The sequence below is a fragment of the Candidatus Contendobacter odensis Run_B_J11 genome (assembly GCF_000531125.1).
In the GTDB taxonomy this organism is placed as follows: Bacteria; Pseudomonadota; Gammaproteobacteria; order Competibacterales; family Competibacteraceae; genus Contendibacter; species Contendibacter odensensis.
Genome location: NZ_CBTK010000028.1, coordinates 1 through 25,162 on the forward strand (window position 1 = coordinate 1; position 25,162 = coordinate 25,162).

The 25,162-nt window shown below is 55.2% G+C and carries 27 protein-coding genes and 2 tRNA genes; 27 read left to right on the plus strand and 2 right to left on the minus strand.

Annotation, left to right across the window (positions count from 1 at the left end):
• The first annotated feature begins 164 nt into the window (after positions 1-164).
• From BN874_RS02075 to BN874_RS02085, 3 genes are all read left to right on the plus strand, one after another.
• Positions 165-698, plus strand: coding sequence for a protein phosphatase 2C domain-containing protein (locus BN874_RS02075; protein ID WP_051497319.1), 534 nt, complete (start codon positions 165-167; stop codon positions 696-698).
• A gap of 7 nt (positions 699-705) precedes the next feature.
• Positions 706-1,815, plus strand: a complete 1,110-nt coding sequence (locus BN874_RS02080; protein WP_034430555.1) for a microcin C ABC transporter permease YejB — start codon at positions 706-708, stop codon at positions 1,813-1,815.
• Between the two features lie 79 nt (positions 1,816-1,894).
• Positions 1,895-1,982: transfer RNA gene (locus BN874_RS02085), tRNA-Leu, on the plus strand.
• Positions 1,983-2,062: 80 nt separating this feature from the next.
• Here BN874_RS02085 and yhbY read toward each other — a convergent pair.
• Complete coding sequence (gene yhbY / locus BN874_RS02090) at positions 2,063-2,359, minus strand: ribosome assembly RNA-binding protein YhbY (RefSeq protein WP_034430556.1); 297 nt, start codon at positions 2,357-2,359, stop codon at positions 2,063-2,065.
• Between the two features lie 17 nt (positions 2,360-2,376).
• On the opposite strand from yhbY, the gene BN874_RS02095 reads away from it, so the two are divergent.
• The 23 genes from BN874_RS02095 (at position 2,377) to BN874_RS02205 (ending at position 24,028) form a co-directional block, all read left to right on the plus strand.
• Entirely contained in the window at positions 2,377-2,646 is a 270-nt protein-coding gene (locus tag BN874_RS02095) for a hypothetical protein (protein ID WP_154724708.1), read from the plus strand.
• Positions 2,633-3,253 carry a 23S rRNA (uridine(2552)-2'-O)-methyltransferase RlmE gene (rlmE, locus tag BN874_RS02100; RefSeq protein ID WP_034430559.1) on the plus strand — a complete coding sequence of 207 codons (621 nt, stop codon included), beginning with the start codon at positions 2,633-2,635 and terminating at the stop codon, positions 3,251-3,253. Before BN874_RS02095 ends, rlmE begins: the two co-directional genes overlap by 14 nt.
• 106 nt (positions 3,254-3,359) lie before the next feature.
• Positions 3,360-5,276, plus strand: a complete 1,917-nt coding sequence (gene ftsH / locus BN874_RS02105; RefSeq protein ID WP_195912084.1) for an ATP-dependent zinc metalloprotease FtsH — start codon at positions 3,360-3,362, stop codon at positions 5,274-5,276.
• A 3-nt stretch (positions 5,277-5,279) separates the two neighbouring features.
• Complete coding sequence (gene folP / locus BN874_RS02110; RefSeq protein ID WP_034430561.1) at positions 5,280-6,110, plus strand: dihydropteroate synthase; 831 nt, start codon at positions 5,280-5,282, stop codon at positions 6,108-6,110.
• An 89-nt stretch (positions 6,111-6,199) separates the two neighbouring features.
• The gene (gene glmM, locus BN874_RS02115; protein WP_034430562.1) at positions 6,200-7,537 is read left to right on the plus strand and encodes a phosphoglucosamine mutase; all 1,338 of its coding nucleotides are present in this window, start codon (positions 6,200-6,202) and stop codon (positions 7,535-7,537) included.
• A 61-nt stretch (positions 7,538-7,598) separates the two neighbouring features.
• The gene (gene tpiA / locus BN874_RS02120; protein WP_034430563.1) at positions 7,599-8,351 is read left to right on the plus strand and encodes a triose-phosphate isomerase; all 753 of its coding nucleotides are present in this window, start codon (positions 7,599-7,601) and stop codon (positions 8,349-8,351) included.
• A 9-nt stretch (positions 8,352-8,360) separates the two neighbouring features.
• Positions 8,361-8,696 carry a preprotein translocase subunit SecG gene (secG, locus tag BN874_RS02125; RefSeq protein ID WP_034430564.1) on the plus strand — a complete coding sequence of 112 codons (336 nt, stop codon included), beginning with the start codon at positions 8,361-8,363 and terminating at the stop codon, positions 8,694-8,696.
• A 26-nt stretch (positions 8,697-8,722) separates the two neighbouring features.
• Positions 8,723-8,807: transfer RNA gene (locus tag BN874_RS02130), tRNA-Leu, on the plus strand.
• A gap of 295 nt (positions 8,808-9,102) precedes the next feature.
• On the plus strand, positions 9,103-9,459 hold the full coding sequence (locus BN874_RS02135) for an NADH-quinone oxidoreductase subunit A (RefSeq protein WP_034430565.1): 357 nt from the start codon (positions 9,103-9,105) through the stop codon (positions 9,457-9,459).
• Positions 9,450-9,926: a NuoB/complex I 20 kDa subunit family protein gene (locus tag BN874_RS02140; RefSeq protein WP_034430566.1), complete on the plus strand. Its 477-nt coding sequence runs from the start codon at positions 9,450-9,452 to the stop codon at positions 9,924-9,926. The genes BN874_RS02135 and BN874_RS02140 overlap by 10 nt, the downstream gene beginning before the upstream one ends.
• Before the next feature lie 11 nt (positions 9,927-9,937).
• Positions 9,938-10,648 (plus strand): NADH-quinone oxidoreductase subunit C, encoded by a 711-nt coding sequence (locus BN874_RS02145; RefSeq protein WP_034430568.1) that lies wholly within the window; start codon positions 9,938-9,940, stop codon positions 10,646-10,648.
• Positions 10,649-10,661: 13 nt separating this feature from the next.
• On the plus strand, positions 10,662-11,921 hold the full coding sequence (locus BN874_RS02150) for an NADH-quinone oxidoreductase subunit D (RefSeq protein WP_034430569.1): 1,260 nt from the start codon (positions 10,662-10,664) through the stop codon (positions 11,919-11,921).
• Positions 11,921-12,418, plus strand: coding sequence for an NADH-quinone oxidoreductase subunit NuoE (gene nuoE, locus BN874_RS02155; RefSeq protein ID WP_034430570.1), 498 nt, complete (start codon positions 11,921-11,923; stop codon positions 12,416-12,418). The genes BN874_RS02150 and nuoE overlap by 1 nt, the downstream gene beginning before the upstream one ends.
• Positions 12,419-12,424: 6 nt before the next feature.
• Positions 12,425-13,720: an NADH-quinone oxidoreductase subunit NuoF gene (gene nuoF / locus BN874_RS02160; RefSeq protein WP_034430571.1), complete on the plus strand. Its 1,296-nt coding sequence runs from the start codon at positions 12,425-12,427 to the stop codon at positions 13,718-13,720.
• 38 nt (positions 13,721-13,758) lie between these two features.
• Entirely contained in the window at positions 13,759-16,116 is a 2,358-nt protein-coding gene (gene nuoG, locus BN874_RS02165) for an NADH-quinone oxidoreductase subunit NuoG (RefSeq protein ID WP_034430572.1), read from the plus strand.
• 21 nt (positions 16,117-16,137) lie between these two features.
• Positions 16,138-17,160 (plus strand): NADH-quinone oxidoreductase subunit NuoH, encoded by a 1,023-nt coding sequence (gene nuoH / locus BN874_RS02170; RefSeq protein WP_081756079.1) that lies wholly within the window; start codon positions 16,138-16,140, stop codon positions 17,158-17,160.
• A 22-nt stretch (positions 17,161-17,182) separates the two neighbouring features.
• Positions 17,183-17,671, plus strand: a complete 489-nt coding sequence (nuoI, locus tag BN874_RS02175) for an NADH-quinone oxidoreductase subunit NuoI (protein WP_034430628.1) — start codon at positions 17,183-17,185, stop codon at positions 17,669-17,671.
• A 39-nt stretch (positions 17,672-17,710) separates the two neighbouring features.
• A complete protein-coding gene (locus BN874_RS02180) occupies positions 17,711-18,313 on the plus strand; it encodes an NADH-quinone oxidoreductase subunit J (RefSeq protein ID WP_034430574.1) in 603 nt (200 codons plus the stop codon).
• Between the two features lie 92 nt (positions 18,314-18,405).
• Positions 18,406-18,711, plus strand: coding sequence for an NADH-quinone oxidoreductase subunit NuoK (gene nuoK / locus BN874_RS02185; RefSeq protein WP_034430575.1), 306 nt, complete (start codon positions 18,406-18,408; stop codon positions 18,709-18,711).
• Between the two features lie 4 nt (positions 18,712-18,715).
• Entirely contained in the window at positions 18,716-20,668 is a 1,953-nt protein-coding gene (gene nuoL, locus BN874_RS02190; RefSeq protein WP_034430576.1) for an NADH-quinone oxidoreductase subunit L, read from the plus strand.
• 18 nt (positions 20,669-20,686) lie between these two features.
• Positions 20,687-22,201 carry an NADH-quinone oxidoreductase subunit M gene (locus BN874_RS02195; RefSeq protein WP_034430577.1) on the plus strand — a complete coding sequence of 505 codons (1,515 nt, stop codon included), beginning with the start codon at positions 20,687-20,689 and terminating at the stop codon, positions 22,199-22,201.
• 33 nt (positions 22,202-22,234) lie between these two features.
• The gene (gene nuoN / locus BN874_RS02200; protein WP_034430578.1) at positions 22,235-23,674 is read left to right on the plus strand and encodes an NADH-quinone oxidoreductase subunit NuoN; all 1,440 of its coding nucleotides are present in this window, start codon (positions 22,235-22,237) and stop codon (positions 23,672-23,674) included.
• A 27-nt stretch (positions 23,675-23,701) separates the two neighbouring features.
• Positions 23,702-24,028 (plus strand): DUF2818 family protein, encoded by a 327-nt coding sequence (locus BN874_RS02205; protein ID WP_034430579.1) that lies wholly within the window; start codon positions 23,702-23,704, stop codon positions 24,026-24,028.
• Positions 24,029-24,070: 42 nt separating this feature from the next.
• On the opposite strand, the gene BN874_RS02210 is transcribed toward BN874_RS02205, so the two are convergent.
• On the minus strand, positions 24,071-24,412 hold the full coding sequence (locus BN874_RS02210) for a 4a-hydroxytetrahydrobiopterin dehydratase (RefSeq protein ID WP_034430580.1): 342 nt from the start codon (positions 24,410-24,412) through the stop codon (positions 24,071-24,073).
• A gap of 143 nt (positions 24,413-24,555) precedes the next feature.
• Here BN874_RS02210 and BN874_RS02215 point away from each other — a divergent pair, with 143 nt between their 5' ends.
• Complete coding sequence (locus BN874_RS02215) at positions 24,556-25,155, plus strand: Tll0287-like domain-containing protein (protein WP_051497320.1); 600 nt, start codon at positions 24,556-24,558, stop codon at positions 25,153-25,155.
• Positions 25,156-25,162 lie beyond the last annotated feature (7 nt).

A 25,162-nucleotide genomic window follows, 5' to 3' on the forward strand; every position in this document is an offset into this window, starting at 1 on the left:
TGACTGATGAACATCGAGACATCATTTTGTCTACCCAATAAGTGTGCCGAACACTATTGGGCTCGGACCCAACTTAAACGCCTCTACCCTGCCGTGGAGTCTACCCCAAACTTGGCTACGTCAGCCGAGGCTTAACCTATCAAAACTTTTGCGGCAGCCCACTAGTGGAAACCAACCCCTATCTGGCCTATGGCTCGACCCTGCTGACGGTGATCGTCGCGCCCGCCTTCATTCTCTATCTGCAACTCGGCGATGGCGACATTCTCACCGTATCCGCGCAGGGCGAAATTGAGCGCCCGATTGCGGCTGATGCGCGGCTCATGGGCAATGAAACCACCTCGCTGTGTTCCGCCAGGGCATGGAATGAAATGCGGGTCAGCTTTCAAACCTTGGCTGGATCGCCGCCCGCCTTGATTCTGGCCGCCACTGACGGCTACGCCAACGCTTACCGCAACGAAGCCGGTTTTCAACAGGTGGCGCGGGACTTTTGGGCGATGTTGCGCGATGACGGCGATGCGGCGGTGAAACTGCATTTGAAAGAGTGGCTGAATGAAGCTTCTCAACAGGGTAGCGGGGATGATATTACTGTCGGGATCATCTGGCGGCCGGACGCGGCGATCGGCGCGCAACGAGAGGGCCAGCCTCTCAGCAGCGGCCTGATCGCCGACGCGGCTATCCCCTTGTCTCCACTGCGATAGTTTACCCATGCTCGCCTACATCCTCCGCCGTTTGGCGCTGATTCCGCTGACCTTGCTGGGCATCATCGCCATCAACTTTGTCATTGTGCAGATTGCCCCCGGCGGACCGGTGGAACAAATGCTGGCGCAACTCAAGAACACCGCAGTTTCCGCCACAACCCGGGTCGGCGGCGGGGAGGGCGTGGAAGCGGGGCGCGGGAGTACCGTCGCTTCGCAAAATTCCAGCGGTAATAGCGCCTATCGCGGTGCGCAAGGTCTTGATCCGGCGTTCATCGCCGAACTCAACCGCCAGTTTGGTTTCGATAAACCCGCTTATGTGCGCTTCGGCCTGATGGTTCGCGATTATCTGAGTTTCGATCTCGGCAAAAGCTATTTCCGTGACCGGGCGGTGCTGGATCTGGTGCTGGACAAATTGCCGGTCTCCATTTCGCTGGGCGTGTGGAGTACCTTGCTGATTTATCTGGTTTCGATCCCGCTCGGCATTGCCAAGGCGGTGCGCGATGGTTCACGTTTTGATGTGTTGAGCAGTGCGGCGGTGATCATCGGTTACGCCATTCCAGCGTTCCTGTTCGCCATCCTGCTGATCATCGTGTTTGCTGGCGGGCGCTATCTGAACTGGTTTCCGCTGCGGGGCTTGGTCTCGGATCACTGGGCGGATTTAAGCTGGCCGGCGCGGATTCTGGATTATTTCTGGCATCTGACCCTGCCGGTGATGGCCATGGTGATCGGCGGTTTCGCCTCGTTGACCATGCTGACCAAGAATGCGTTCCTGGATGAGATTAACAAGCAGTACGTGGTGACCGCCCGCGCCAAGGGTCTTAACGAGCGGCAGGTGTTGTATGGGCATGTTTTTCGCAACGCCATGTTGTTAGTGATTGCGGGTTTTCCAGCAACACTGATCAGCATGTTGTTCACCGGATCACTGCTGATCGAGGTGATCTTCTCGCTGGATGGCTTGGGGCTACTGGGATTCGAGGCGGTGGTCAAGCGGGATTACCCGGTAATGTTCGGGACGCTGTACATGTTTAGCCTGATCGGGCTGCTGCTGAATCTGGTCAGTGATCTAAGTTATCACTTCGTTGATCCGCGCATTGATTTTGCGGCGCGGGAGACCTGAGCATAGGGTGACAATGCGGGTGTCGCTGGATTATCCTAGACACTCTACGGAAGTCGTTTGAGAGCATTTCTGCCTTCGCGCTGGTGTGGTGGAATGGTATACACACAGGACTTAAAATCCTGCGCCCTTGACCGGGCTTGTGGGTTCGAGTCCCACCACCAGTACCAAAAACAGCCGGTTAGCAATCCTTGTTCTTGTTAACTTACCGCCATTGTTGGCGGTTTTTTGTCTCTGAGGGTCATGCTACTCACGATAATTCGATGCGTGGCGTCTCGGGATTACGGCGAAACAGCGTGGCAATGTGTCCAACCCGCTGCACGAGGGCTGCATCCGTTGTGGTGCAAAGTTCAGCAACCATGGTTTCGCGGGTTTCGCGATCTGCGGCGTTGACCCGGATCTTGATCAATTCGTGATGATCCAGCGCCAGCAGAATTTCGTGCGTGACCGCTGGCGTGATGCCGCTGTCACCGATGATCACGACCGGCTTGCGGTGATGGGCCAAGGCTTTGAGATGACGTTTTTGTGGATTAGTGAGAGTCTGCACGCGGGAAACCGGATAGGGTGAAAGAATCGAAGAATATAACCGGTGGCAAGGGTATGACGGTAGCCCCAAGCCCCCTGAATGAAGTCAAGCTGGACCTTGGTATTATCCTGACGGTCGGTGGGTTGCTGCTGTTGGTACAGGGGCGGATCGTGGAGAGCGTGCTGGTACAACTATTGGTATTGACGAGCTATGGTCTGCTGGGTCTGTGCTGGATCGTAATCCGTACCCGCAAGATCATGGCCAGGATCGCCCGTGACCGGGAACAGGGTGCCCATGGCCCGGACTAAAAGTAGCGCTCGCTGGTTGCGGGAGCATTTCACCGACGAGTACGTCAAGCGCGCCCAGCAGGAGGGCTATCGGTCTCGTGCAGTGTATAAGCTGCTGGAGATTCATGAGAAAGACCGGTTATTGCGGCCCGGTATGACGGTGGTGGACTTGGGTGCGGCACCGGGGAGCTGGTCGCAACTGGCGGCGCGACTGGTCGGTCAGCAGGGTATAGTTATCGCCTTGGACATTTTGCCTATCGAACCGCTGCCCGGAGTCGAATGCATCGAGGGTGATTTCCGCGAGACCGTGGTGCTTGAACAGTTGTTGGCGGCGTTGAACGGTCGCTCGGTGGACCTGGTGCTGGCGGACATGGCTCCCAACACCAGCGGCATCAAAGCGGTCGATCAACCACGCGGGATGTATCTGAGCGAACTGGCGCTGGACTTTGCCCGGCGTTGTTTGCGACCGGGCGGGGATTTTCTGCTCAAGATCTTTCAGGGTGAAGGCTTCGATGTGTTTCTGAAAGAGTTGCGCCCCGCGTTCATCACTGTCGCGCCCCGCAAGCCCAAGGCTTCACGCGCCCGTAGCGCCGAACAGTACCTGCTCGCCAGGAACTATCGCGGGTGAACCGGTCTATAATTTTTGTGCTTTTTCAGCCATCGCGACCGAGAAACGGCGGCGCAAATTTCTTTTATCGCAGTCTCGCAGTGTTGAGGTACATGCCTTGAATGACATGGTCAAAAATATCCTGTTGTGGGTGGTCATTGCGGTGGTTCTGATGTCGGTTTTTAACAGCTTTGGCCCCAAGGTGACACCGACCGCCCAGATGTCCTACTCGCAGTTTCTGCAAGATGCCAAACAGGGGCGGATCGCGCAGGTGACGATTGACGGTCGCACTATTCAGGGTCGCACCGGCAGCGGTGAACGCTTCACCACCTACAGCCCGGAAACTGATAACAGCCCGATGATCGGTGAACTACTCACCCATGGCGTGGATATCGAAGGCCAACCGCCGGAGAAACAGGGTCTGTTAATGCAGATTTTCATCTCCTGGTTCCCGATGCTGCTGCTGATCGGTATCTGGGTGTTCTTCCTGCGGCAGATGCAGGGGGGCGGTGCGGGTCGGGGGGCGATGTCGTTTGGCAAGTCGCGTGCCCGGATGATGAGCGAAGACCAGATTAAGATCACGTTCGCCGATGTCGCGGGCGTTGACGAGGCCAAGGAAGAAGTGGCGGAACTGGTGGAGTTTCTGCGCGATCCCGGCAAGTTTCAGAAGCTCGGCGGCAAGATTCCGCGTGGGGTGCTGATGGTCGGCTCGCCGGGTACCGGTAAGACCTTGCTGGCCAAGGCGATTGCGGGCGAGGCGAAAGTGCCGTTCTTCTCGATTTCCGGTTCCGATTTTGTCGAAATGTTCGTGGGCGTCGGCGCGTCACGGGTGCGCGACATGTTCGAGCAGGCCAAGAAACATGCGCCCTGCATCATTTTCATCGATGAAATTGATGCCGTTGGTCGCCATCGCGGCGCGGGTCTCGGCGGCGGTCACGACGAGCGCGAGCAGACCCTGAATCAACTGCTGGTGGAAATGGACGGTTTCGAGGGTAATGAAGGCATTATCGTCATCGCCGCCACCAACCGGCCGGACGTACTCGATCCGGCGTTGCTGCGGCCAGGTCGTTTTGACCGTCAGGTGGTGGTGCCGCTACCCGACGTGCGTGGCCGCGAGCAAATTCTCAAGGTTCACATGCGCAAAGTACCGCTCTCCGGCAACGTCAAGCCAGCGGTTATCGCTCGGGGTACCCCCGGCTTCTCTGGCGCTGATCTGGCGAACTTGGTCAACGAAGCTGCCCTGTTTGCCGCCCGCACCAACAAGCGCGATGTCGACATGGACGACTTCGAGAAAGCGAAAGATAAAATCATGATGGGCACTGAACGCAAGTCCATGGTGATGAGCGAGGAGGAGAAGAAACTCACCGCCTATCACGAAGCGGGTCATGCCATTGTCGGGCGACTGGTGCCGTCGCATGATCCAGTCTACAAAGTCAGCATCATCCCGCGTGGACGGGCGCTGGGCGTGACCATGTTCCTGCCGGAAGGGGATCGTTACAGCTTCAGCAAGCAGCGACTCGAAAGCCAGATTTCCAGCCTGTTCGGTGGCCGAATCGCTGAGATGCTAATTTTCGGGGCGGATTTTGTTACCACCGGCGCGCAGAACGACATTGAGCGCGCCACCAACATTGCGCGCAGCATGGTGACCAAGTGGGGTCTGTCGGATCGACTGGGACCGTTGACTTACAGCGAGGATGACGGTGAGGTGTTTCTGGGCCGGTCAGTAACCCGTCATAAAAATGTTTCTGATGGGACCGCCCATGTGATTGACGAAGAAATTCACGCCACGGTTAACCGCAATTACCGGCGCTCCGAGCAACTGTTGCGGGATCACCTCGACCAGCTCCATGCCATGGCTGAGGCGCTGATTAAGTATGAGACCATTGATGCCGATCAGATTGACGACATTATGGCGGGGCGTCCGCCGCGTGAGCCGGTCGAACCGACCGCCGACCAGGAACCACCCTCAGCCGGTTCGCCGGTTAACCTGGACAAGGATCGCGTCGGCAAGGGACCGATTGGCGGTCCAGCCCGGCAGCATTGATCCATGCAGATCGACTGCGCTGGCAGGGTGCTTGACCTGAGCCAGCCCGTCGTTATGGGGGTGCTGAATGTCACTCCCGATTCATTTTCTGATGGTGGGCTTTACAGTTCACTGGCTGATGCGCTGCACCGCGCCGAGTTGATGGTGGTGGAAGGCGCTGCACTAATTGATGTGGGCGGTGAATCCACTCGACCAGGCGCGATGCCGGTATCGGTTCAGGAGGAAATGGATCGGGTGTTGCCGGTCGTGGAGCGGCTGGCGCGTGAACTGTCCGTACCTATCTCAGTGGATACCAGCAAGCCTGAGGTCATGCGCGCAGCAGCGTGCGCCGGTGCTGGACTGATTAACGATGTGCGGGCGCTGCGCTTGCCGGGGGCGTTGGAAGCGGCGGTCGCCAGCGGTTTGCCGGTTTGCCTGATGCATCTGCAAGGTGAACCTGTGACGATGCAACAGGAACCTTATTACACTGATGTAGTAGCTGATGTTTATGCCTTTCTAGCTGAGCGGGTTCGCGCCTGCGAAAGTCTTGGTATCCGGCGCGACCGGATTTTGGTGGATCCCGGTTTTGGCTTCGGCAAGACGCTGGAACACAACCTAGCACTGCTGCGGAGCCTGCATCGCTTTGGCGATCTCGCTGCGGGGGTCTTGGTTGGGATTTCCCGCAAGAGCATGATCGGCGCACTGACGGGGGCGCCTGTTGGCGAACGGTTGAGCGGCAGTCTAGCAGCGGCGGTGATCGCTGCCTGGCAAGGCGCTAACATTATCCGCACTCACGATGTCCGGGAGACGGTGCATGCCCTGTGTATCTGTGCGGCCGCACGGGCGATTGTTTGATGCGGATAGTAAATTGCGCCAAGCCGTGCGTCAGCGCGTCGCTATCCCCGCTATAATGCTCAAATCGAGCTAAGGCAGAGGGATACAGTATGGGAAAACGCTACTTCGGTACGGACGGCATTCGCGGTCGTGTAGGTCAGCACCCAATTACTGCGGAATTCGTGTTGAAGCTCGGATGGGCGGTAGGGCGGGTGTTGCAGACTCAGGGATTTAACAAGGTGCTTATCGGCAAGGACACCCGTATCTCCGGCTACATGTTTGAATCGGCCTTGGAAGCTGGTCTGTCAGCTTCCGGCGTCAATATCGCCCTGCTGGGGCCGATGCCAACGCCTGGCATTGCCTACTTGACACGCACCTTACATGCCTGTGCCGGTATCGTGGTGAGCGCCTCCCACAACCCTTACTACGACAACGGGATCAAGTTCTTCTCCCGCGACGGCCAGAAATTGCCCGATGCCGTCGAGATGCGCATCGAGGATCTGCTGGAGCAGCCGATGACGACGGTTGAACCCGACGCGCTGGGCAAGGCCGAGCGTATCGTTGACGCCGCCGGTCGCTACATCGAGTTTTGCAAGAGTACGGTTCCCGCTTATACCAGCCTGGCAGGGATTAAGATCGTAGTGGACTGTGCCCATGGAGCCACCTATCACATCGCTCCCAGTGTATTGAGCGAGATGGGCGCGACGGTGATTTCGATAGGTGCCGCTCCCGATGGGCTGAATATCAACCTGGATTGCGGTTCCACCAAGCCGGCAATGTTGCTCGCGACGGTCAAGGAACAGGGCGCTGATCTGGGTATCGCCTTCGATGGCGATGGCGACCGGGTGATCATGGTGGATCATCGTGGTGAGGTACTGGACGGTGATGAACTGCTGTTCATTATCGCTCGCGACCGCCTGCGCACGGGCAGCCGCTTTAATGCGGTGGTCGGTACGCTGATGACCAATCTGGGCTTGGAAGTAGCGCTGCGGGCATTGGGTCTTGAATTGCGTCGCGCCAAGGTTGGTGACCGCTACGTGATGGAGTGTTTGCAGGCCGAGAAGCTGATTTTGGGGGGCGAGGGTTCCGGGCACATTATCTGCTTGGATCGAACGACCACGGGCGACGGTATTATTTCGGCGTTGCAGGTGCTATCGGCCATGCTGCAATCGGGTAAAAGTCTGCATGATCTCAAAGCGGGTATAAGCAAGTATCCACAGATGTTGATCAATGTTTCGGTTACTGGGCCGGTGGATTTGCAGCGAAAATTGATTCAAGAGGCGGTTCGTGCGGTGGAGATTCAACTGGGTGACAACGGCCGAGTCCTGCTGCGAGCGTCCGGAACTGAACCGGTGGTGCGCGTTATGGTGGAAGGAGTGGATATGGGCACTGTCGAGCGCCATGCCCGGGAATTAGCTAATGTGGTGCGGGACACGCTATCAGTGTGATTGATTTTCAGGTGTGGAATCCGTAAGATTGCCCGGATTTTTCGCCGTGGAGAGGAATGACATGCGCCGCAAGCTGGTGGCTGGAAACTGGAAGATGAATGGCTCGACGGGTAGCATCCGCGAGTTGTTGCAAGGAATCCTTGGGGGCGCCGCTGAAGTGGCGGCTGTAGAACTGGCGGTATTCCCACCGTTCGTGTATTTGGGGGCGGTTGAACAGCAACTGTCTGGTTCCGCTGTCATCTGGGGTGCGCAGAACATGTGTGATCAGGGGTCTGGCGCCTACACCGGTGAGGTGTCGGGATCGATGCTCAATGATTTCCACTGTACCTATGTGATCGTCGGCCACTCGGAGCGGCGCACGTTGTATGGTGAGAGCGATCAAGTTGTCGCGCAAAAATTTGCTGCCGCACGTAAAGTGGGCGTCAAACCAATCCTCTGCGTAGGTGAAACTCTGGATGAGCGTGAGCGAGGCGTGACCGAAGCGGTAGTCGGGCGGCAGCTCAAGGCGGTACTGGATTTGGAAGGCATTGGTAGCTTTGCTGATGCGGTAATTGCCTACGAACCAGTATGGGCGATTGGTACCGGGCGAACGGCAACATCAGGTCAGGCTCAGGAAGTCCACGCATTCATTCGCGCCAAATTAGCTGAACTCGATCCAGCGCTGGCCAATAAGGTGCGCATTTTGTACGGTGGTAGCGTCAAGGGTTCCAATGCTGCGGAACTGTTGGCGATGCCAGATATTGACGGAGGTTTGGTGGGCGGTGCGTCGCTCGATGCCAAGGATTTTTTGGCAATCGCCAAGGCGGGTTGTTAAACTCCTGCCATGTTTCATACCCTGATTCTCGTTGCGCACGTTGTGGTCGCTGTTGCGTTGATCGCGCTGGTGCTTTTGCAGCAGGGCAAAGGTGCCGATGCCGGCGCAGCATTTGGTAGCGGTGCTTCCTCAACCATGTTTGGATCGCAGGGTTCGGCGTCCTTCCTGAGTCGAACTACGGCTATTTTGGCAACCGTTTTTTTTATGACGAGTCTGACTCTGGCGTATTTCTCAACGCAGATTTCTGTGCCCAAGAGCGTTGTTGAGCGGGTTCAATTGGAGAAACCTATTGAATCGCCCAAAGCCAGTGGCCCCTCGGATGTACCGCAGTTGCCGCAGAAGTAGTGGTAACATGATTTATGTTTTATCGTGCCGATGTGGTGGAATTGGTAGACACGCTAGCTTGAGGGGTTAGTGGCGCAAGCCGTGCCGGTTCGAGTCCGGCCATCGGTACCATTGAATACCAGAGTGTCCTGGAATCCGGGTTCGGGATATCCCTGATGTTTTTTAGGAATCCTGTATTTCTTGTTAGGCCTGACCGAAGCTGTTGTAGTTACTACTACTGAGGTTCTATGTCTTCATATGGCGTTTTAACCATAAAAAATTCGCCCTGAATGCTGTGTTCCGTAGCTTCCTGTCAAAGTATTCCAGCCTCGCTATATGGCGGGAGTAGGAATGTTTCGATTCCAGTGCGTAATTTGGCTGTTGTAGCGATTTCCCCCTACTTTGCCATGTCCAAGGTGCGACTCTGATGCTGTCGAATTATCTTCCGGTTCTGATTTTCGTGATTATTGCTTTTATAGCTGGCACAGTCATGGTCAGCTTGGGCTACTTCTTGGGTCCTCGCCGTGATGATGATGCAAAACTCTCTGCCTATGAGTGTGGTTTTGAGTCGTTCGAAGATGCCCGAATGAAGTTTGATGTTCGCTACTATCTGGTAGCCATCCTGTTCATCATTTTTGATCTGGAAATTGCATTTCTTTTCCCTTGGGCTATTGTTCTTGATAAGATTGGGCTGTTTGGTTTTGCAGCGATGGCTGTTTTTCTCGGCATCCTGGTGATCGGCTTCATCTACGAGTGGAAGAAAGGAGCCTTAGAATGGGAATAGAAGGCCTTCTTGAAAAAGGAGTGGTGACTACCACTGCCGACAAGCTCATTAATTGGGCGCGCACAGGTTCGATGTGGCCGATGACTTTTGGGTTGGCTTGCTGTGCGATGGAGATGATGCATGCCGGTGCGGCGCGCTACGATCTAGACCGGTTTGGAATTGTGTTTCGACCCAGTCCACGCCAGTCCGACGTCATGATCGTTGCTGGCACTTTGTGTAATAAAATGGGGCCGGCTTTCCGCAAGGTTTATGATCAGATGGCCGAGCCGCGCTGGGTAATTTCTATGGGATCCTGCGCTAACGGTGGCGGTTATTACCATTACTCCTATGCAGTAGTTCGTGGTTGTGACCGCATCGTGCCGGTAGATATTTATATACCAGGTTGCCCACCCACTGCAGAAGCCCTGTTGTATGGGATTATCCAGTTGCATAATAAAATCCGCAACACCAACACTATCGCCCGTTGAGAAAATGCTCCATGGCTGACGCTCTCCAAAACCTTGTGGAAAAACTCCAGGCCCGATTCAGTGACGCTTTGCGGGAATGTAAGCTGGACCGCCAAGAAGTCACCATCGAAGTTTTTCCAGCCAAAGCCATCGAAGTATTTACTGCACTGCGTGATGAATCCGATTTCGCCTTCGAGCAAGTCATGGATATATGCGGGGTAGACTACTCCACTTACGGCGAAGTAGAATGGGCAACCAGCGAGTCTACGAATAAAGGGTTCAGTCGTGGAGTCATTGAACGGGCCACTAGTCGTAGTCCAGTAGCGATTCAACACACTGTAGATCGAGTAATTGCAAATAAGTGCCGCTTTGCTGCTGTTTATCAGTTGTTATCGGTCTCGCTCAATCAGCGGGTACGGGTACGCATATTCGCCTCAGATAACGATCTGCCCGTAGTCCCTTCGGTGGTAGGGATTTGGGCTGCATCCGCTTGGTATGAGCGCGAAGCTTTCGACTTATACGGTATCGTGTTTGAAGGCCATCCAGACTTGCGTCGTATCCTGACCGACTATGGCTTTATCGGGCATCCGTTTCGCAAGGATTTTCCGTTGATTGGACACGTCGAGATGCGCTACGACCCCGAGCGTGGGCGTGTCGTGTACGAGCCGGTAAGTATCGAGCCGCGTGTATTAGTGCCCCGTGTTATCCGCAAGGATCACCATTATTTGTCCGGGTCTCACTGAAGGAAAGTCGCTGATGCCTGAGATTCGCAATTACACCCTGAACTTTGGGCCGCAACATCCGGCTGCTCACGGCGTACTCCGCTTAGTGCTGGAACTTGATGGCGAAGTTGTGCAACGTGCTGATCCCCATATTGGCTTGCTGCATCGCGCTACCGAGAAACTGGCCGAGAGCAAGCCGTTCAACCAAAGCATCGGTTACATGGACCGGCTCGATTACGTGTCCATGATGTGCAATGAACACGGCTATGTGCTGGCTATTGAGAAGCTGCTCGGTATTCAACCACCGTTGCGGGCGCAGTATATCCGGGTTATGTATGCAGAAATTACCCGGCTTCTGAATCACCTGTTGTGGATTGGCGCACACGGTCTGGATATTGGCGCCATGACTATGTTTATTTACGCTTTCCGCGAGCGAGAAGATCTGCTGGATTGTTATGAGGCCGCATCCGGGGCCCGACTACACGCTACTTATTTTCGGGTCGGCGGCGTCTATCGCGATTTGCCGAATGCAATGCCCAAGTATGAGTACGCGCATTCCAAGTGCCACACCAAAAGGGAAGTTGATGATCGGAATGCTACCCGCCATGGGTCATTACTGGATTTTATCGAGGCGTTCACTGAGCGTTTTCCGCAGCGTGTAGACGAGTATGAAACGCTGCTGACTGATAACCGTATTTGGAAACAACGGACGGTAGGCATTGGTGTAGTGACGCCCGAACGCGCCTTGCAACTGGGGTTTTCCGGGCCGATGCTACGCGGGTCGGGTATCGCTTGGGATCTGCGCAAGAAGCAACCTTATGACGTTTATGAACAAATGGATTTTGATATTCCGGTTGGGGTCACTGGCGATTGCTATGACCGTTACTTGGTTCGCGTTGAGGAGATGCGGCAATCCAATCACATTATTAGACAGTGCGTACAGTGGCTGAAGGAAAATCCGGGTCCGGTTATGATCGAGGATTATAAAGTCGCGCCGCCAAAGCGGGAGACGATGAAAGAGGATATGGAAGCCCTGATCCACCACTTCAAGTTGTTCACGGAAGGCTATTGTGTACCTGAGGGTGAGGTTTACGTTGCCACCGAGCATCCTAAGGGTGAGTTTGGGGTTTATTTGGTTTCCGATGGTGCCAATAAACCTTATCGCGTTAAAATTCGGGCGCCGGGTTTTGCTCATTTGTCGTCCATGGACGAGATGGCTCGCGGTCACATGCTGGCCGATGTAGTGTCCATCATCGGTACACAGGACATCGTCTTTGGGGAGATTGATCGCTAATGAGTGTACGCAAGAGTGATCTGCTATCCGCCCACGCCCGTGCAGAAATCGATCAATGGGTCTCCCGCTATCCCGCTGATAAAAAGCAGTCTGCTGTACTGGCTGCCTTGCGTGAAGTGCAGCATGAGAACGGCGGTTATCTCACCACGGAATTGATGGATGCAGTTGCTGATTACCTGGACATGTCGCCCATCGCGGTTTACGAGGTGGCGAGCTTTTACTCGATGTTCGAGTTAAAGCCCGTGGGTCGTCACAGCATCGCTGTATGCACTAATGTCTCCTGTATGCTTCGCGGTAGTGATACTGTCTTGGCATATATTGAAAGAAAACTCGGCATCAAACTGGGTGATAGTACCCCGGATGGCAAGTTTTACCTGAAGAAGGAAGAGGAATGCTTGGCGGCCTGCTGCGGCGCACCGATGATGCAGGTAAACCATATTTACTACGAGCATCTGACCGCTGAGAAGGTGGACCAGGTGCTCGATAGCTTGGAGTAAATCGCCATGGCTAACGAAGTTTGCTACCGGACACGGGGCTTGGATCGTCCTTGGTCCATCCAGACCTACCAAGGTGTAGATGGTTACGAGGCTTGGAAGAAAATCCTGTCCGGACAGTTGACGCCGGAGCAGGTGATTGATGAAGTGAAGAAATCTGGCCTGCGCGGTCGTGGTGGCGCAGGTTTTCCGGCCGGTCTGAAGTGGACCTTTATGCCACGGAATGCACCCGGTCAGAAGTATATCGTCTGCAACTCCGACGAGTCCGAGCCGGGCACCTGCAAGGATCGCGATATTCTGCGCATCAATCCACATGCACTGGTGGAAGGTATGGCGATTGCCGGGTTCGCTATTGGCGCCACGGTCGGCTACAACTACATGCGCGGTGAATTCTTGGACGAGCCTTATCAGCGGTTCGAGAATGCGGTTAAAGAAGCCTACGCCGCTGGCCTGTTGGGCAAGAACATTCAGGGTTCGGGGGTTGATTTCGATTTATATCCCACTTTGGGTGCTGGCGCGTATATCTGTGGCGAAGAAACCGCGTTGCTGGAATCGCTGGAAGGCAAGAAGGGTCAGCCGCGCTTCAAACCGCCGTTTCCTGCCAGCTACGGTTTGTATGGCCGACCGACCACCATTAATAATACCGAATCGCTGGCATCGGTGCCGTCGATCATCCGTAATGGTGGTGCATGGTTTGCGGGTTTGGGTACTGCCAACGCTGGTGGTACCAAGGCATTCTCGGTGTCTGGACATGTCGAGAACCCCGGCAATTTTGAGGTTTCTCTAGGCATTTCTTTTTCCGAATTACTGGTGCTGGCGGGTGGGGTCTGGAAAGGGCGCAAGCTCAAGGCCGTGATTCCAGGCGGATCCTCGGTACCGGTGGTGCCCGGCGATCTCATGCTGAAAGCCAACATGGATTACGATTCGGTGGTCAAAGTGACGGGTTCGATGCTGGGATCGGGCGCAGTCATCGTGATGGATGAGACCACTGATATGGTCAAGGTTTTACAACGTATCTCCCGGTTCTACTTTTCGGAATCCTGTGGCCAGTGTACGCCCTGCCGTGAAGGCACCGGCTGGCTATATCGAGTGATCACCCGCATCGTTGAAGGCAAAGGTCGGCCCGAGGACCTTGATCTGCTGGATAGCGTGGCCAGCCGGATTGAAGGACATACGATCTGCGCGTTGGGCGATGCCGCTGCCATGCCGGTCAGGAGCTTTGTCAAGCACTACCGTCACGAGTTCGCCTATTACATCGAGCATAAGCACAGCATGGTTGCCGGCGCGACAGCCTTGGCCGCGTAAGGCTGCGGAACCCACCACACGGTTGCAATGGGTAAAAGATGAGCGAGGAATTGGTCAACATCGAGGTCAACGGTATCCCGCTGAAGGCGCGCAAAGGCGCGATGCTCATCGAGATCACCGACGCGGCAGGGATTTCGATCCCCCGTTTTTGTTATCACAAGAAGCTGTCTATTGCTGCCAATTGCCGGATGTGTTTAGTTGAGGTGGAGCGGGCGCCCAAACCATTGCCCGCCTGTGCGACGCCGGTAATGGAAGGGATGAAGGTCTACACTGAATCGCCCAAGGCGCTCGCTGCGCAAAAGGGAACCATGGAGTTCCTGCTCATCAATCACCCACTGGACTGTCCAATCTGTGACCAAGGCGGCGAGTGTGAGTTGCAGGACGTCGCTCTGGGTTACGGCGGTGACGTATCACGCTTCACCGAGCGCAAACGGGTAGTTAAGGATAAGAATATCGGGCCGCTCATCGCCACTGACATGACCCGCTGCATTCATTGCACCCGTTGTGTGCGATTCGGTGATGAAATTGCTGGCCTGCGCGAACTGGGGGCTACAGGTCGCGGCGAAAACATGGAGATTGGCACCTACGTGGCCCACAGTGTAGCCTCGGAATTGTCGGGCAATGTTATTGACCTGTGTCCGGTTGGGGCGTTGACGGCCAAACCTTCGCGGTATCAAGGCCGCTCTTGGGAGTATGTGCAACACGCGGCTGTTGCCCCGCATGATTCCATTGGTTCCAACATCTTCATCCATACTCTGCGTGGCAAGGTGATGCGAGTCGTGCCGCGTGAGAATGAATCAATCAACGAAACCTGGCTTTCCGACCGCGACCGGTTCAGCTACGAAGGCATCCATAGTGATGACCGTTTGAGCAAACCGCTGGTCGATGGCGTCGAGGTTGATTGGGAAATCGCACTGGACGCAACGGTTAAGGGCTTGAAGGATGTGATCGTCCGACAAGGTGCTGATGCGGTTGGATTTCTAGTCTCACCGACTGCGACGATGGAAGAACTTTATCTGGCGCAAAAGCTGGCGCACGGTCTGGGCGTCACAAATATTGACCACCGGCTGCGGCAAGCCGATTTCAGCGATCAGGCTACGGCACCAGTGTTCCCGTGGTTGGGGCAGGAATTGGAGGAACTGGAGAAGATCAAGGCCGCGTTACTGATCGGCTCCAATGTGCGGATGGAACAGCCACTGGCTGGACATCGCTTGCGCAAAGCGGCGTTGGCCGGCGGTCGAGTTATGTTTATCAACCCACGCGATTTTGAGTTCCGGTTTCCGGTAGTGGCGAAAGTGGTCGCAGATCCAGTCGGAATGGTAGCAGCGCTAGCAGGGGTGGCCCAAGCGGTTGCGGAGTTAAAGGGCGAGTCGGTGCCAGCAGATCTGGCCGGCCTGACCGCTGGAGTGAAGGTGAGCGATACCGAGCGAACTATTGCCGCTAATCTGGTTAACAACGCCCCGGCTACGGTGCTGCTGGGCAATCTGGCGGTGTCTCATCCAGCTTTTGCCCAGATGCGGGCGCTGGCGGGCTTCGTGGCTCGGTGTAGCGGTGCCCGACTGGGTTATTTACCGGAAGCCGCTAATTCGGTGGGTGGGTGGCTAGCCGGTGCGCTGCCACACCGGTTGCCGGGCGGCAAGCCGGCGCCAGCTGCAGGTTTGGATGCACGAGCAATGCTGGACTCACCGCGCAAGGCTTATGTCCTGATCGGGGTTGAACCGGAACTGGACTGTTGGGACGGCGCGGCAGCGCTGAAAGCTATGCAAGCCGCCGAGTTTGTGGTCTCGCTCAGTTCTTACGCCAGCGTTGCGGGGTATGTCAAGGTAACGCTGCCGGTAGCGACTTTCGCTGAAACCTCCGGCACTTATGTCAATGCCGAGGGCCGCTGGCAGAGTTTTCAGGGTGCCAGCAAACCGTTGGGTGAGGCGCGTCCGACCTGGAAGGTACTGCGGGTACTGGGCAATCTGTGCGGAGTGCAGGGTTTTGACTATATAAGCTCCGAGGATGTACTCGCCGAGGTGCAGGGTGTCGGTGGCAGCATCCAGCCGGATAATAGCTTGGGTATTGGTCAGCCAGGTTGGCAGCTATTCCAGGCTGATGGCCTGCTGCGGGTGGCGGATGTGCCGATCTATGCGATGGATCCGCTAGTGCGACGGGCACGCTCGTTGCAATCGAGTCCGCTGGCACAACCCGCTGAGGTGCGACTGCATCCTGATGTGGCTCAAGAGTTGGGGGTGGTCGGGCGGGATCGGGTTCAAGTGCGCCAGAATGGCGTGGCAGTCGATCTGCCGCTGGTGCTGGATGACAGTGTACCCAGGGGTTGTGCCTGGATTCCGGCAGGGTTACCCGCTAGTGTCGTGCTGGGTCCGGCAGTAGGGCCGGTGATCATCCAATAACAAGAGCAAGGACATCGGATCATGGAAACGCTGCTGACCCTCGTTATCATCCTGCTAAAGATTGTGGCTCTCTTAATGCCTCTGCTGCTGGGCGTGGCGTATCTGACCTTCGCCGAGCGTAAGATCATTGGCTACATGCAGGTGCGGATCGGCCCGAACCGGGTCGGCCCCAAGGGTTGGTTGCAGCCAATCGCCGATGCTATGAAGCTGATGTTCAAGGAAATTATTATTCCGAGTCGAGCGGATCGCTTCCTGTTCCTCTTGGCCCCGGTGTTATCTTTCGGTCCGGCTTTGGCCGCTTGGGCCGTGATTCCGTTCGGCGATGGCATGCTCATTTCTCATCTCGACGCCGGCCTGCTGTATCTGCTGTCGCTGACTTCGCTGGGCGTTTACGGTGTAATCATTGCGGGTTGGGCCTCGAACTCCAAGTATGCCTTCCTTGGCGCCATGCGGTCAGCAGCGCAAATCGTCTCTTATGAAATTGCCATGGGCTTTGCCTTGGTGGGCGTGCTCATGGCCGCCGGTAGTCTGAATCTCAATCAGATAGTGCTGGCGCAGCAGGGTAGCTTACTGCACTGGTTCTGGCTGCCGTTGTTGCCGTTGTTCCTGGTTTACTTCATCTCCGGTGTTGCCGAAACCAATCGTGCCCCCTTTGATGTCGCTGAAGGTGAGTCGGAAATCGTGGCCGGATTCCATGTGGACTATTCCGGCATGGCATTTGCTGTGTTCTTTCTGGCGGAATACGCCAACATGATCCTGGTGTCCGCGCTGGCATCTACCCTGTTTTTGGGGGGCTGGCTGTCGCCGTTCGAGGGTATTCCGCTGCTGGGTAATCTGTTCGCCTTCGTGCCTGGCGCGATCTGGCTGGTACTCAAAATTTCCTTCTTGCTGCTGTTTTTTCTGTGGTTTCGCGCTACCTTCCCACGCTATCGCTACGATCAGATCATGCGCTTGGGCTGGAAAATATTTATCCCGGTGACACTGGTTTGGCTGCTGGTCATCGGGCTCGGCGTGTTGGCTCATGTGAGTCCATGGTTCGATTGAGTGGAGAAAACAGATGAATACGCTGAACACCCTTCGGCACTACCTTAAGAGTTTCCTGTTGTGGGAACTGCTGCTTGGTCTGCAGGTGACAGGCCGTTATTTGTTCGCCAAGAAAATCACGGTGCAATTTCCGGAAGAGCGGACTCCGTTGTCGCCCCGGTTTCGCGGTCTGCATGCGTTGCGCCGTTACCCAAACGGTGAAGAACGCTGCATCGCCTGCAAATTATGCGAGGCAGTCTGTCCGGCACTCGCGATTACTATTGAGTCAGAGCAACGACCTGATGGTACCCGCCGTACCACTCGCTACGAGATCGATCTGTTCAAGTGTATCTACTGTGGGTTCTGTGAGGAGTCTTGCCCCGTAGATTCAATCGTGGAAACCCGGGTATTTGATTACCACTTCGAGAAGCGGGGCGAACACATCATGACCAAGCAAAAACTGCTGGCGCATGGCGACCAGTGGGAGGCGCAGATCGCTGCCGACCGGGCCGCTGACGCTGCTTATCGCTAGTCAGTTTCTATTATCAGAATCAAGAAAACAGGTTCACTTATGGGATTTGAAAAGTTTCTATTTTATGTCTTTGCCCTTGTCCTGGTGTTCTCGGCGGTGCGGGTGATTACGGTGCGCAACCCAGTTCATGCCGCGCTGTTTCTGGTGTTGGCGTTCTTCACCAGTGCTGCGCTCTGGCTGCTGATTGAGGCCGAGTTCCTGGCCATTGTCCTGGTGCTGGTCTATGTAGGTGCAGTGATGGTGTTGTTCCTGTTCGTAATCATGATGCTGGACATTAATATCGTACCGCTGCGAGAAGGTTTTATTCGCTACCTGCCGGTTGGAGTGACGGTGGCGCTGATCATTGTTATCGAAATGGGATTGGTAGTGGGTTCCGGTTATTTCGGTGCGGAACAGTACCGGCTCGTTCCACACGCAGTTGACTACAGTAATACCCGAGAATTAGGTAGCGTCCTTTATACCTTCTATGTCTATCCATTTGAGATTGCATCGGCGATCCTGCTGGTAGCGATTATTGCTGCTATTTCGCTGACGATGCGTCGTCGGGAAGGTACTAAGTCCCAGGATCCCGCTTGGCAAGTTCGGGTTTCGCGGGATGATCGGGTACGTCTGGTACGGATGATGCCGGAAAAGAAGAAGTAAAATGTCAGGCGGGCGGCCAACTACTAAAAGTGGTGAGTCCGCTTTTTCTCTACTGATTTCTACTGTTCCAAAAAACTCAAGGCGGGGGATAGATGATCGCGCTTACTGATTATCTTGTGCTTGCGGCGATCCTCTTTTGTCTCAGCGTGGCTGGCATCTTTCTGAATCGGAAGAACGTCATCATCCTGCTGATGTCGATTGAGCTTATGTTGCTGGCGGTGAATTTCAACTTCATCGCGTTCTCGCGGTTCCTTGGCGACACCACTGGACAGGTTTTTGTCTTTTTTATCCTGACGGTGGCGGCAGCCGAGTCGGCCATCGGTCTGGCTATCCTGGTGGTGCTGTTTCGCAACCGTCGCACTATTAATGTCGCCGAACTCGATACGCTGAAAGGCTAGCCGTATGCAAAATATCTACCTCGGTATTATTCTCGCGCCGTTAATGGGAGCCCTTATTGCGGGTCTGTTCGGCCGCAAAATTGGTCGGTCTGGTGCCCACTGGATTACCATCATTGGTGTAGCGACTGCTTTCCTGTTGTCACTGATCGTTCTCCGGCATCATGTGCTGAGCGGGGCTGCCCCTTATAATGGTTCGATTTACACTTGGATGATAGTTGAAGGTATCCGCCTGGAAGTCGGTTTCCTGGTGGATAACTTGACTGCGATCATGATGGCCACAGTGACTTTTGTGTCGCTCATGGTCCACATTTACACCATCGGCTATATGCATGACGATGACGGTTACCAGCGTTTCTTCAGCTATATCGCATTGTTCACTTTCGCGATGCTGATGCTGGTGATGTCCAACAACTTCCTGCAATTGTTCTTCGGTTGGGAAGCGGTTGGTTTAGTGTCTTATCTGCTGATTGGTTTCTGGTACAAGCGCGAGAGTGCCATTTTCGCTAATATGAAAGCGTTTCTGGTCAACCGGGTGGGTGATTTTGGTTTCCTGCTCGGTATTGCTGCCGTACTGATGGCTTTCAATAGCCTCGATTACGCTGATGTATTCGCTGCCGCGCCGCTAATGGCCAGCATGACGGTGCAGATTATTCCTGGTGCTGATTGGTCGCTGATGACGGTGACCTGCATCCTGTTGTTCATCGGCGCGATGGGTAAATCGGCTCAGGTGCCATTGCATGTGTGGTTGCCTGATTCAATGGAAGGCCCAACTCCAATTTCGGCATTGATTCATGCTGCGACCATGGTGACTGCCGGTATCTTTATGGTGGCCCGGATGTCGCCCCTGTTTGAGTTGTCGCCGACCGCATTGAGTGTGGTGCTGGTAATCGGTTCGATTACCGCCCTGTTCATGGGGTTTCTGGGTATTGTCCAGAATGACATCAAGCGGGTAATTGCCTATTCCACCCTGTCGCAACTCGGTTATATGACGGTGGCACTCGGTGTGTCCGCTTATTCCGCCGCTATTTTCCACCTGATGACCCATGCCTTTTTCAAGGCACTGCTGTTTTTAGGCGCCGGTTCGGTAATCATCGCCATGCACCATGAGCAGGACATCCGCAAGATGGGTGGGCTGTGGAAGTATATGCCGATTACTTGGGTGACCTTCCTGCTCGGCACTTTGGCGTTGATTGGTACACCAGGTTTCGCCGGATTCTACTCGAAGGACAGTATTATTGAAGCGGTTCATGCGTCACAGATTCCCGGTGCGGGGTTCGCCTATTTCGCGGTGATGCTGGGCGTGTTCGTCACTTCGCTGTATTCCTTCCGACTGTATTTTCTGGTGTTCCACGGTAAAGAGCGAATGGATCATCATACTCAGGAGCATTTACACGAGACTCCTGCGGTGGTGACTGTGCCGCTGATTCTGCTGGCTATCCCTTCTGTTGTTATCGGAGCTATGACCATCGAACCTCTGTTATTCGGGGAGGTATTCAAGGGGGTCATCATGGTTACGCCGGAGCATAATGTACTGGAGCATCTTGCCGAACACTTCCACGGAGCCATGAACTTCGCACTGCATGGCTTGACTGGGTTGCCGTTTATCCTGGTTCTGGCTGGTTTTGGCTCAGCTTGGTACCTATATATGGCACGGCCCGATGTGCCTGAGCGGATTCGTCAGCTTGCCGCACCGGTGTACGATATCCTGGATAATAAGTACTACTTCGACCAGTTCTATCAGCGGTTCTTTGCCAGGGGTAGTTGCGAGACCGGCACCGTGCTGTGGAAGTATGTGGATGCCGGATTAATTGATGGCCTGCTGGTCAATGGCACAGCGCGATGGGTCGGTTGGGTAGCGGCTGTGACCCGGCATCTGCAATCGGGCTATTTGTATCACTACGCATTTGCGATGATCATCGGTTTGTTGATCCTGCTAACGTGGTTTGTCACCCGCTAACCTGGAAGAATAAAATTCATGCTGCCGGAACTGCCTTTGCTGAGTTTTGTTATCTGGTTCCCGATTCTCGGTGGTGTCGCCGTGCTGTTCGTGGGTGATGATAACCCCGGACGTGCTAGGACACTGGCCCTGACTGTGGCAATCCTGAGCTTTTTGATCAGCATTCCATTGTATACATTGTTCGATCCCGCGACGGCTGCGATGCAGTTCCAGGAGTTTGCGCCCTGGATTCCAGCGTTCACGGTTAATTACCACTTGGGTGTGGATGGCTTCTCAATGCCGCTCATCCTGCTTACCGCGTTTATGACCGTATTAGTGGTCATTGCCGGTTGGGAAGTGGTGAAGTACCGGGTTGCTCAGTACATGGCGGCCTTTTTGATCATGGAAGGGCTGATGATCGGGGTGTTCACTGCGCTGGATGCCCTCCTGTTCTACGTTTTTTTCGAAGCGATGCTGATCCCGATGTTCCTGATCATCGGGATCTGGGGTGGCCCACGGCGGGTGTACGCTACGATTAAGTTCTTTCTGTACACCTTCATCGGTTCGGTGTTCATGCTGATCGCGTTGATTTATATGTACAACCAGGCCAACAGCTTCGAGATTCTGGATTTCCACAAGCTGCCGCTCAGCATGACTGAGCAGGTGCTGATTTTCTTTGCCTTCGTGTTAGCTTTCTCAGTCAAGGTGCCGATGTGGCCGGTGCATACCTGGTTACCGGACGCCCATGTCGAGGCGCCCACCGGTGGCTCAGTGATCCTGGCTGCTATTACCCTCAAGATCGGTGGATACGGCTTCCTGCGCTTTGCTCTGCCGATTACCCCGGACGCGGCTAATATGCTGGACTGGCTGATTATTACCCTGTCGCTGATTGCAGTGGTCTATATCGGCTTGGTGGCACTGATCCAGCAGGACATGAAAAAGCTGATTGCATATTCCTCAATTGCGCACATGGGCTTTGTGACGTTGGGTTTCTTCATCGTGTTTGGCTTATACCGCAACACAGGCAGTTTGAGTGGAGCGGCTATGGGCATTGAGGGCGGCATGGTGCAGATGGTGTCGCATGGCTTCATCTCTGGTGCGCTGTTCCTCTGCGTGGGGGTGCTGTATGACCGGGTTCATTCCCGCCAGATCAAGGATTATGGTGGGGTGGTCAACACCATGCCGATCTTCGCCGCTTTCATGGTGCTGTTTGCCATGGCTAATTCCGGTTTGCCGGGGACATCTGGGTTCGTCGGCGAATTTTTGGTGATTCTCAGCAGTTTCAAGGCGAATTTCTGGATCGCTTTCCTGGCGGCTACGACTCTGATCCTGGGCGCGGCCTATACCCTGTGGTTGGTGAAGCGGGTTATTTTCGGCGAAATTGGTAACAGCCATGTCGCTGAACTGAAGGATGTCAGCACTCGTGAGATCGTCATGCTGAGCCTGCTGGCGGCAGCGGTGCTGTTGCTGGGTCTCTGGCCTGATCCGCTCACCTCGGTGATGCACACCACGGTGGATAATCTGTTGCAACATGTCATTGTGACCAAGCTGTGAAAGCGCCTGTCGTAGAGAAAAAAGGGAAAATCCATGAATTTTGTCGCCCCTGACTTCATGCCGGTAGTGCCGGAGCTGTTCGTTCTGACTATGGCGTGTTTGCTTTTGGTCATTGACGTGTTCCTGGAACAGCGGCAGCGCTACATCACTTACGGGGTGGCGCAACTGACTCTGTTGGGTGCGGCGCTGTTGACGCTGGTAACCTATGCCCATGCGCCAGTGACCACCATGTTCGGTCATTACATCAAGGATGCGATGGGTGATCTGCTCAAAATATTCATCTATCTGTCCTCCGCTGCCGTGTTTCTGTACTCGCGTGACTATCTGCGCCGGCGTGATTTGTTCAAGGGCGAGTATTATGTGCTGGGTCTGTTTGGCGTGTTGGGCATGATGATCATGGTGTCGGCGCACAGCCTGCTGAGCGTATATCTGGGACTGGAACTGTTGTCGTTGTCGCTGTACGCGCTGGTGGCGATGGACCGCGACTCACCGGTGGCGTCCGAGGCTGCGATGAAATACTTCGTGCTGGGATCGCTGGCCTCCGGGATGTTGCTGTACGGGATTTCGATGATCTATGGTGCGACCGGTAGCGTGGATCTTCAGGTGGTGTCCGATGCGGTCGCCCGGCAAGGCGCTGATAATCTGGTGTTAGTGTTCGGGTTGGTGTTTCTGGTGGTTGGGCTGTCGTTCAAACTGGGCGCAGTGCCGTTTCACATGTGGTTGCCGGATGTCTATCAGGGCGCGCCGACTTCGGTCACGCTGTACATCGGGTCAGCGCCCAAACTGGCGGCCTTCGCGCTGATGATGCGGGTTTTGGTGGATGGGCTGGGTACGCTGCAAGGTGACTGGCAACAGATGCTGATCATCCTGTCGGTGCTGTCCATCGCGCTGGGCAATCTGGTAGCTATTGTCCAGACCAACATCAAGCGGATGTTGGCCTATTCAACTATTTCTCATGTCGGTTTTCTGCTGCTTGGCATTTTGGCCGGCTCCCCTGAGGGTTACGCGGCGGCGATGTTCTACGCCATCGTCTATGTGTTGATGGCGGTCGGCGCTTTCGGCATGGTGATCATGCTGGGTCGGACTGGCTTTGAAGTCGAGAATATTGACGATTTTAAGGGGTTGAACGACCGCAGTCCGTGGTTGGCCTTTCTGATGCTGGTAATCATGATGTCCATGGCGGGCGTTCCGTTTATGGCCGGTTTCTACGCCAAGTGGATGGTGTTGCAGGCAGTGGTGAATATCGGTCTGGTCTGGCTGGCGCTGTTCGGGGTGGTGTTCTCGGTGATCGGGGCGTTTTACTATCTGCGGGTGGTCAAATGCCTCTATTTCGACAAGCCGGAACAGAGCGAGCCGATTCATATCAGTCTGGATACCGAGATCGCGATTAGCGCCAATGGCCTGCTGTTGGTGGCGCTGGGGCTATACCCGACCGCGCTGATGACCTGGTGCGCTACGGCGCTATTGAATTGATTGCTTGATCCGGCCCGGCCACACGCCATGCCGCAGGGAATCGCTATTGGGTTTTGGTTGGGATTGGCGGTGGTGGCCGCTAATCTGCCTTGGTTGAGCGAGCGCTGGCTGCTGTTGATCGCGCGCCGGGATGGGCAGCCCAAGCCGTTTGGGCTGCGACTGATTGAGTGGGCGCTGCTCTATGCATTGGTTCTAGGTCTGGGATTGGGTCTGGAATACAAGGCTACTGGCACCCTTCACCCTCAGGATTGGGAGTTCTACACGGTGACTCTGTGCCTGTTTGCGGTTGGTGCCTTGCCCGGTTTTGTCTATCGCTACCAACTGCGGCGTTTACTGGAGCAGTCCGGTCGGTAAGTGCGCTGTGTCGAAGTCGTTATTTTCTCCCCTGGTTTCCTCTCAAGTCACCTCGTCCGTATAAAGATCATTGACCTTAGCGGCCATAATAAAGTCGTTTTCGTGCAACCCACTGATCTTGTGGGTGTAAAACAGCACGTTGGCGTAACCCCAGCCGAAGCTAATGTCAGGATGATGACCCTCCTCCTCGGCCAGATCACCCACCCGGTTGACGAAAGCTAAAGCTGTGTCGAAGGACTTGAATGGGAACCGCCGTTCCAGTTGGGTGCCATGGTGTAGCAAACCCCAACCGGGGGCTTGCGCCAACAGGGCTTCGGCTTCGGTTATGGACAGCGGGGGAATGCGGCCTTGGCAGGGGGTACAAGTCTTCTGGGACAGGCTCATCAGTCACACCTCGTGGGTTTGGCTTCGATGGAAATTAGGCGCGCTGGGTTAGAACGGGCCAGGTTCGGAAAAATTCACGGCAATAGGCGCTGGTTCGCCTATACTTTCTCTCCCAGTATTGACGTAAATGGGAGATTCTGCACATGCGACCCGCTTTGATTCTTACCCTGAGCGCGGCGCTGACCGTCGGCATCGCTCTGACTTCGCCCCCATCAGTCGCTGCGAAACCCAGCCCAAACCCTCCGCCCGAAATCACTGTCAGCCGCGTCGCCGTTCAGAAATTCGGCGCAACCCTGAAAGAAGCGTTACAACAGGCGATGCAAAGCGGTGGTGCGGTCAACGGCATTGCGGTTTGCCACGATAAGGCTGAACAAATCGCCACGGATCTATCCCAGCACTTGGGGATACTGGTGGGTCGAACCAGTCTCAAAATCCGCAATCCAGCCAATGCACCCGACAATTGGGAACAGGCGGTACTCAAGCAGTTCGATGCCCGCAAGGCGCAGGGTGAACCGGTGGATAAGCTGGAGTTTTTCGCGGTGATTGATGATGACCAAGGCCAGAAAACCTTCCGCTATATGAAAGCAATCCCAACCGCCGCGTTGTGTCTGGGCTGTCATGGTGAGCATCTCACTCCTGAAGTGGACGCCAAATTGAAAGAGTTGTATCCGAGCGACGCGGCGCGGGGCTTTAGGGAAGGTGATTTGCGCGGCGCATTTACTCTGGCTAAACCGTTACCGTAGGAGGATT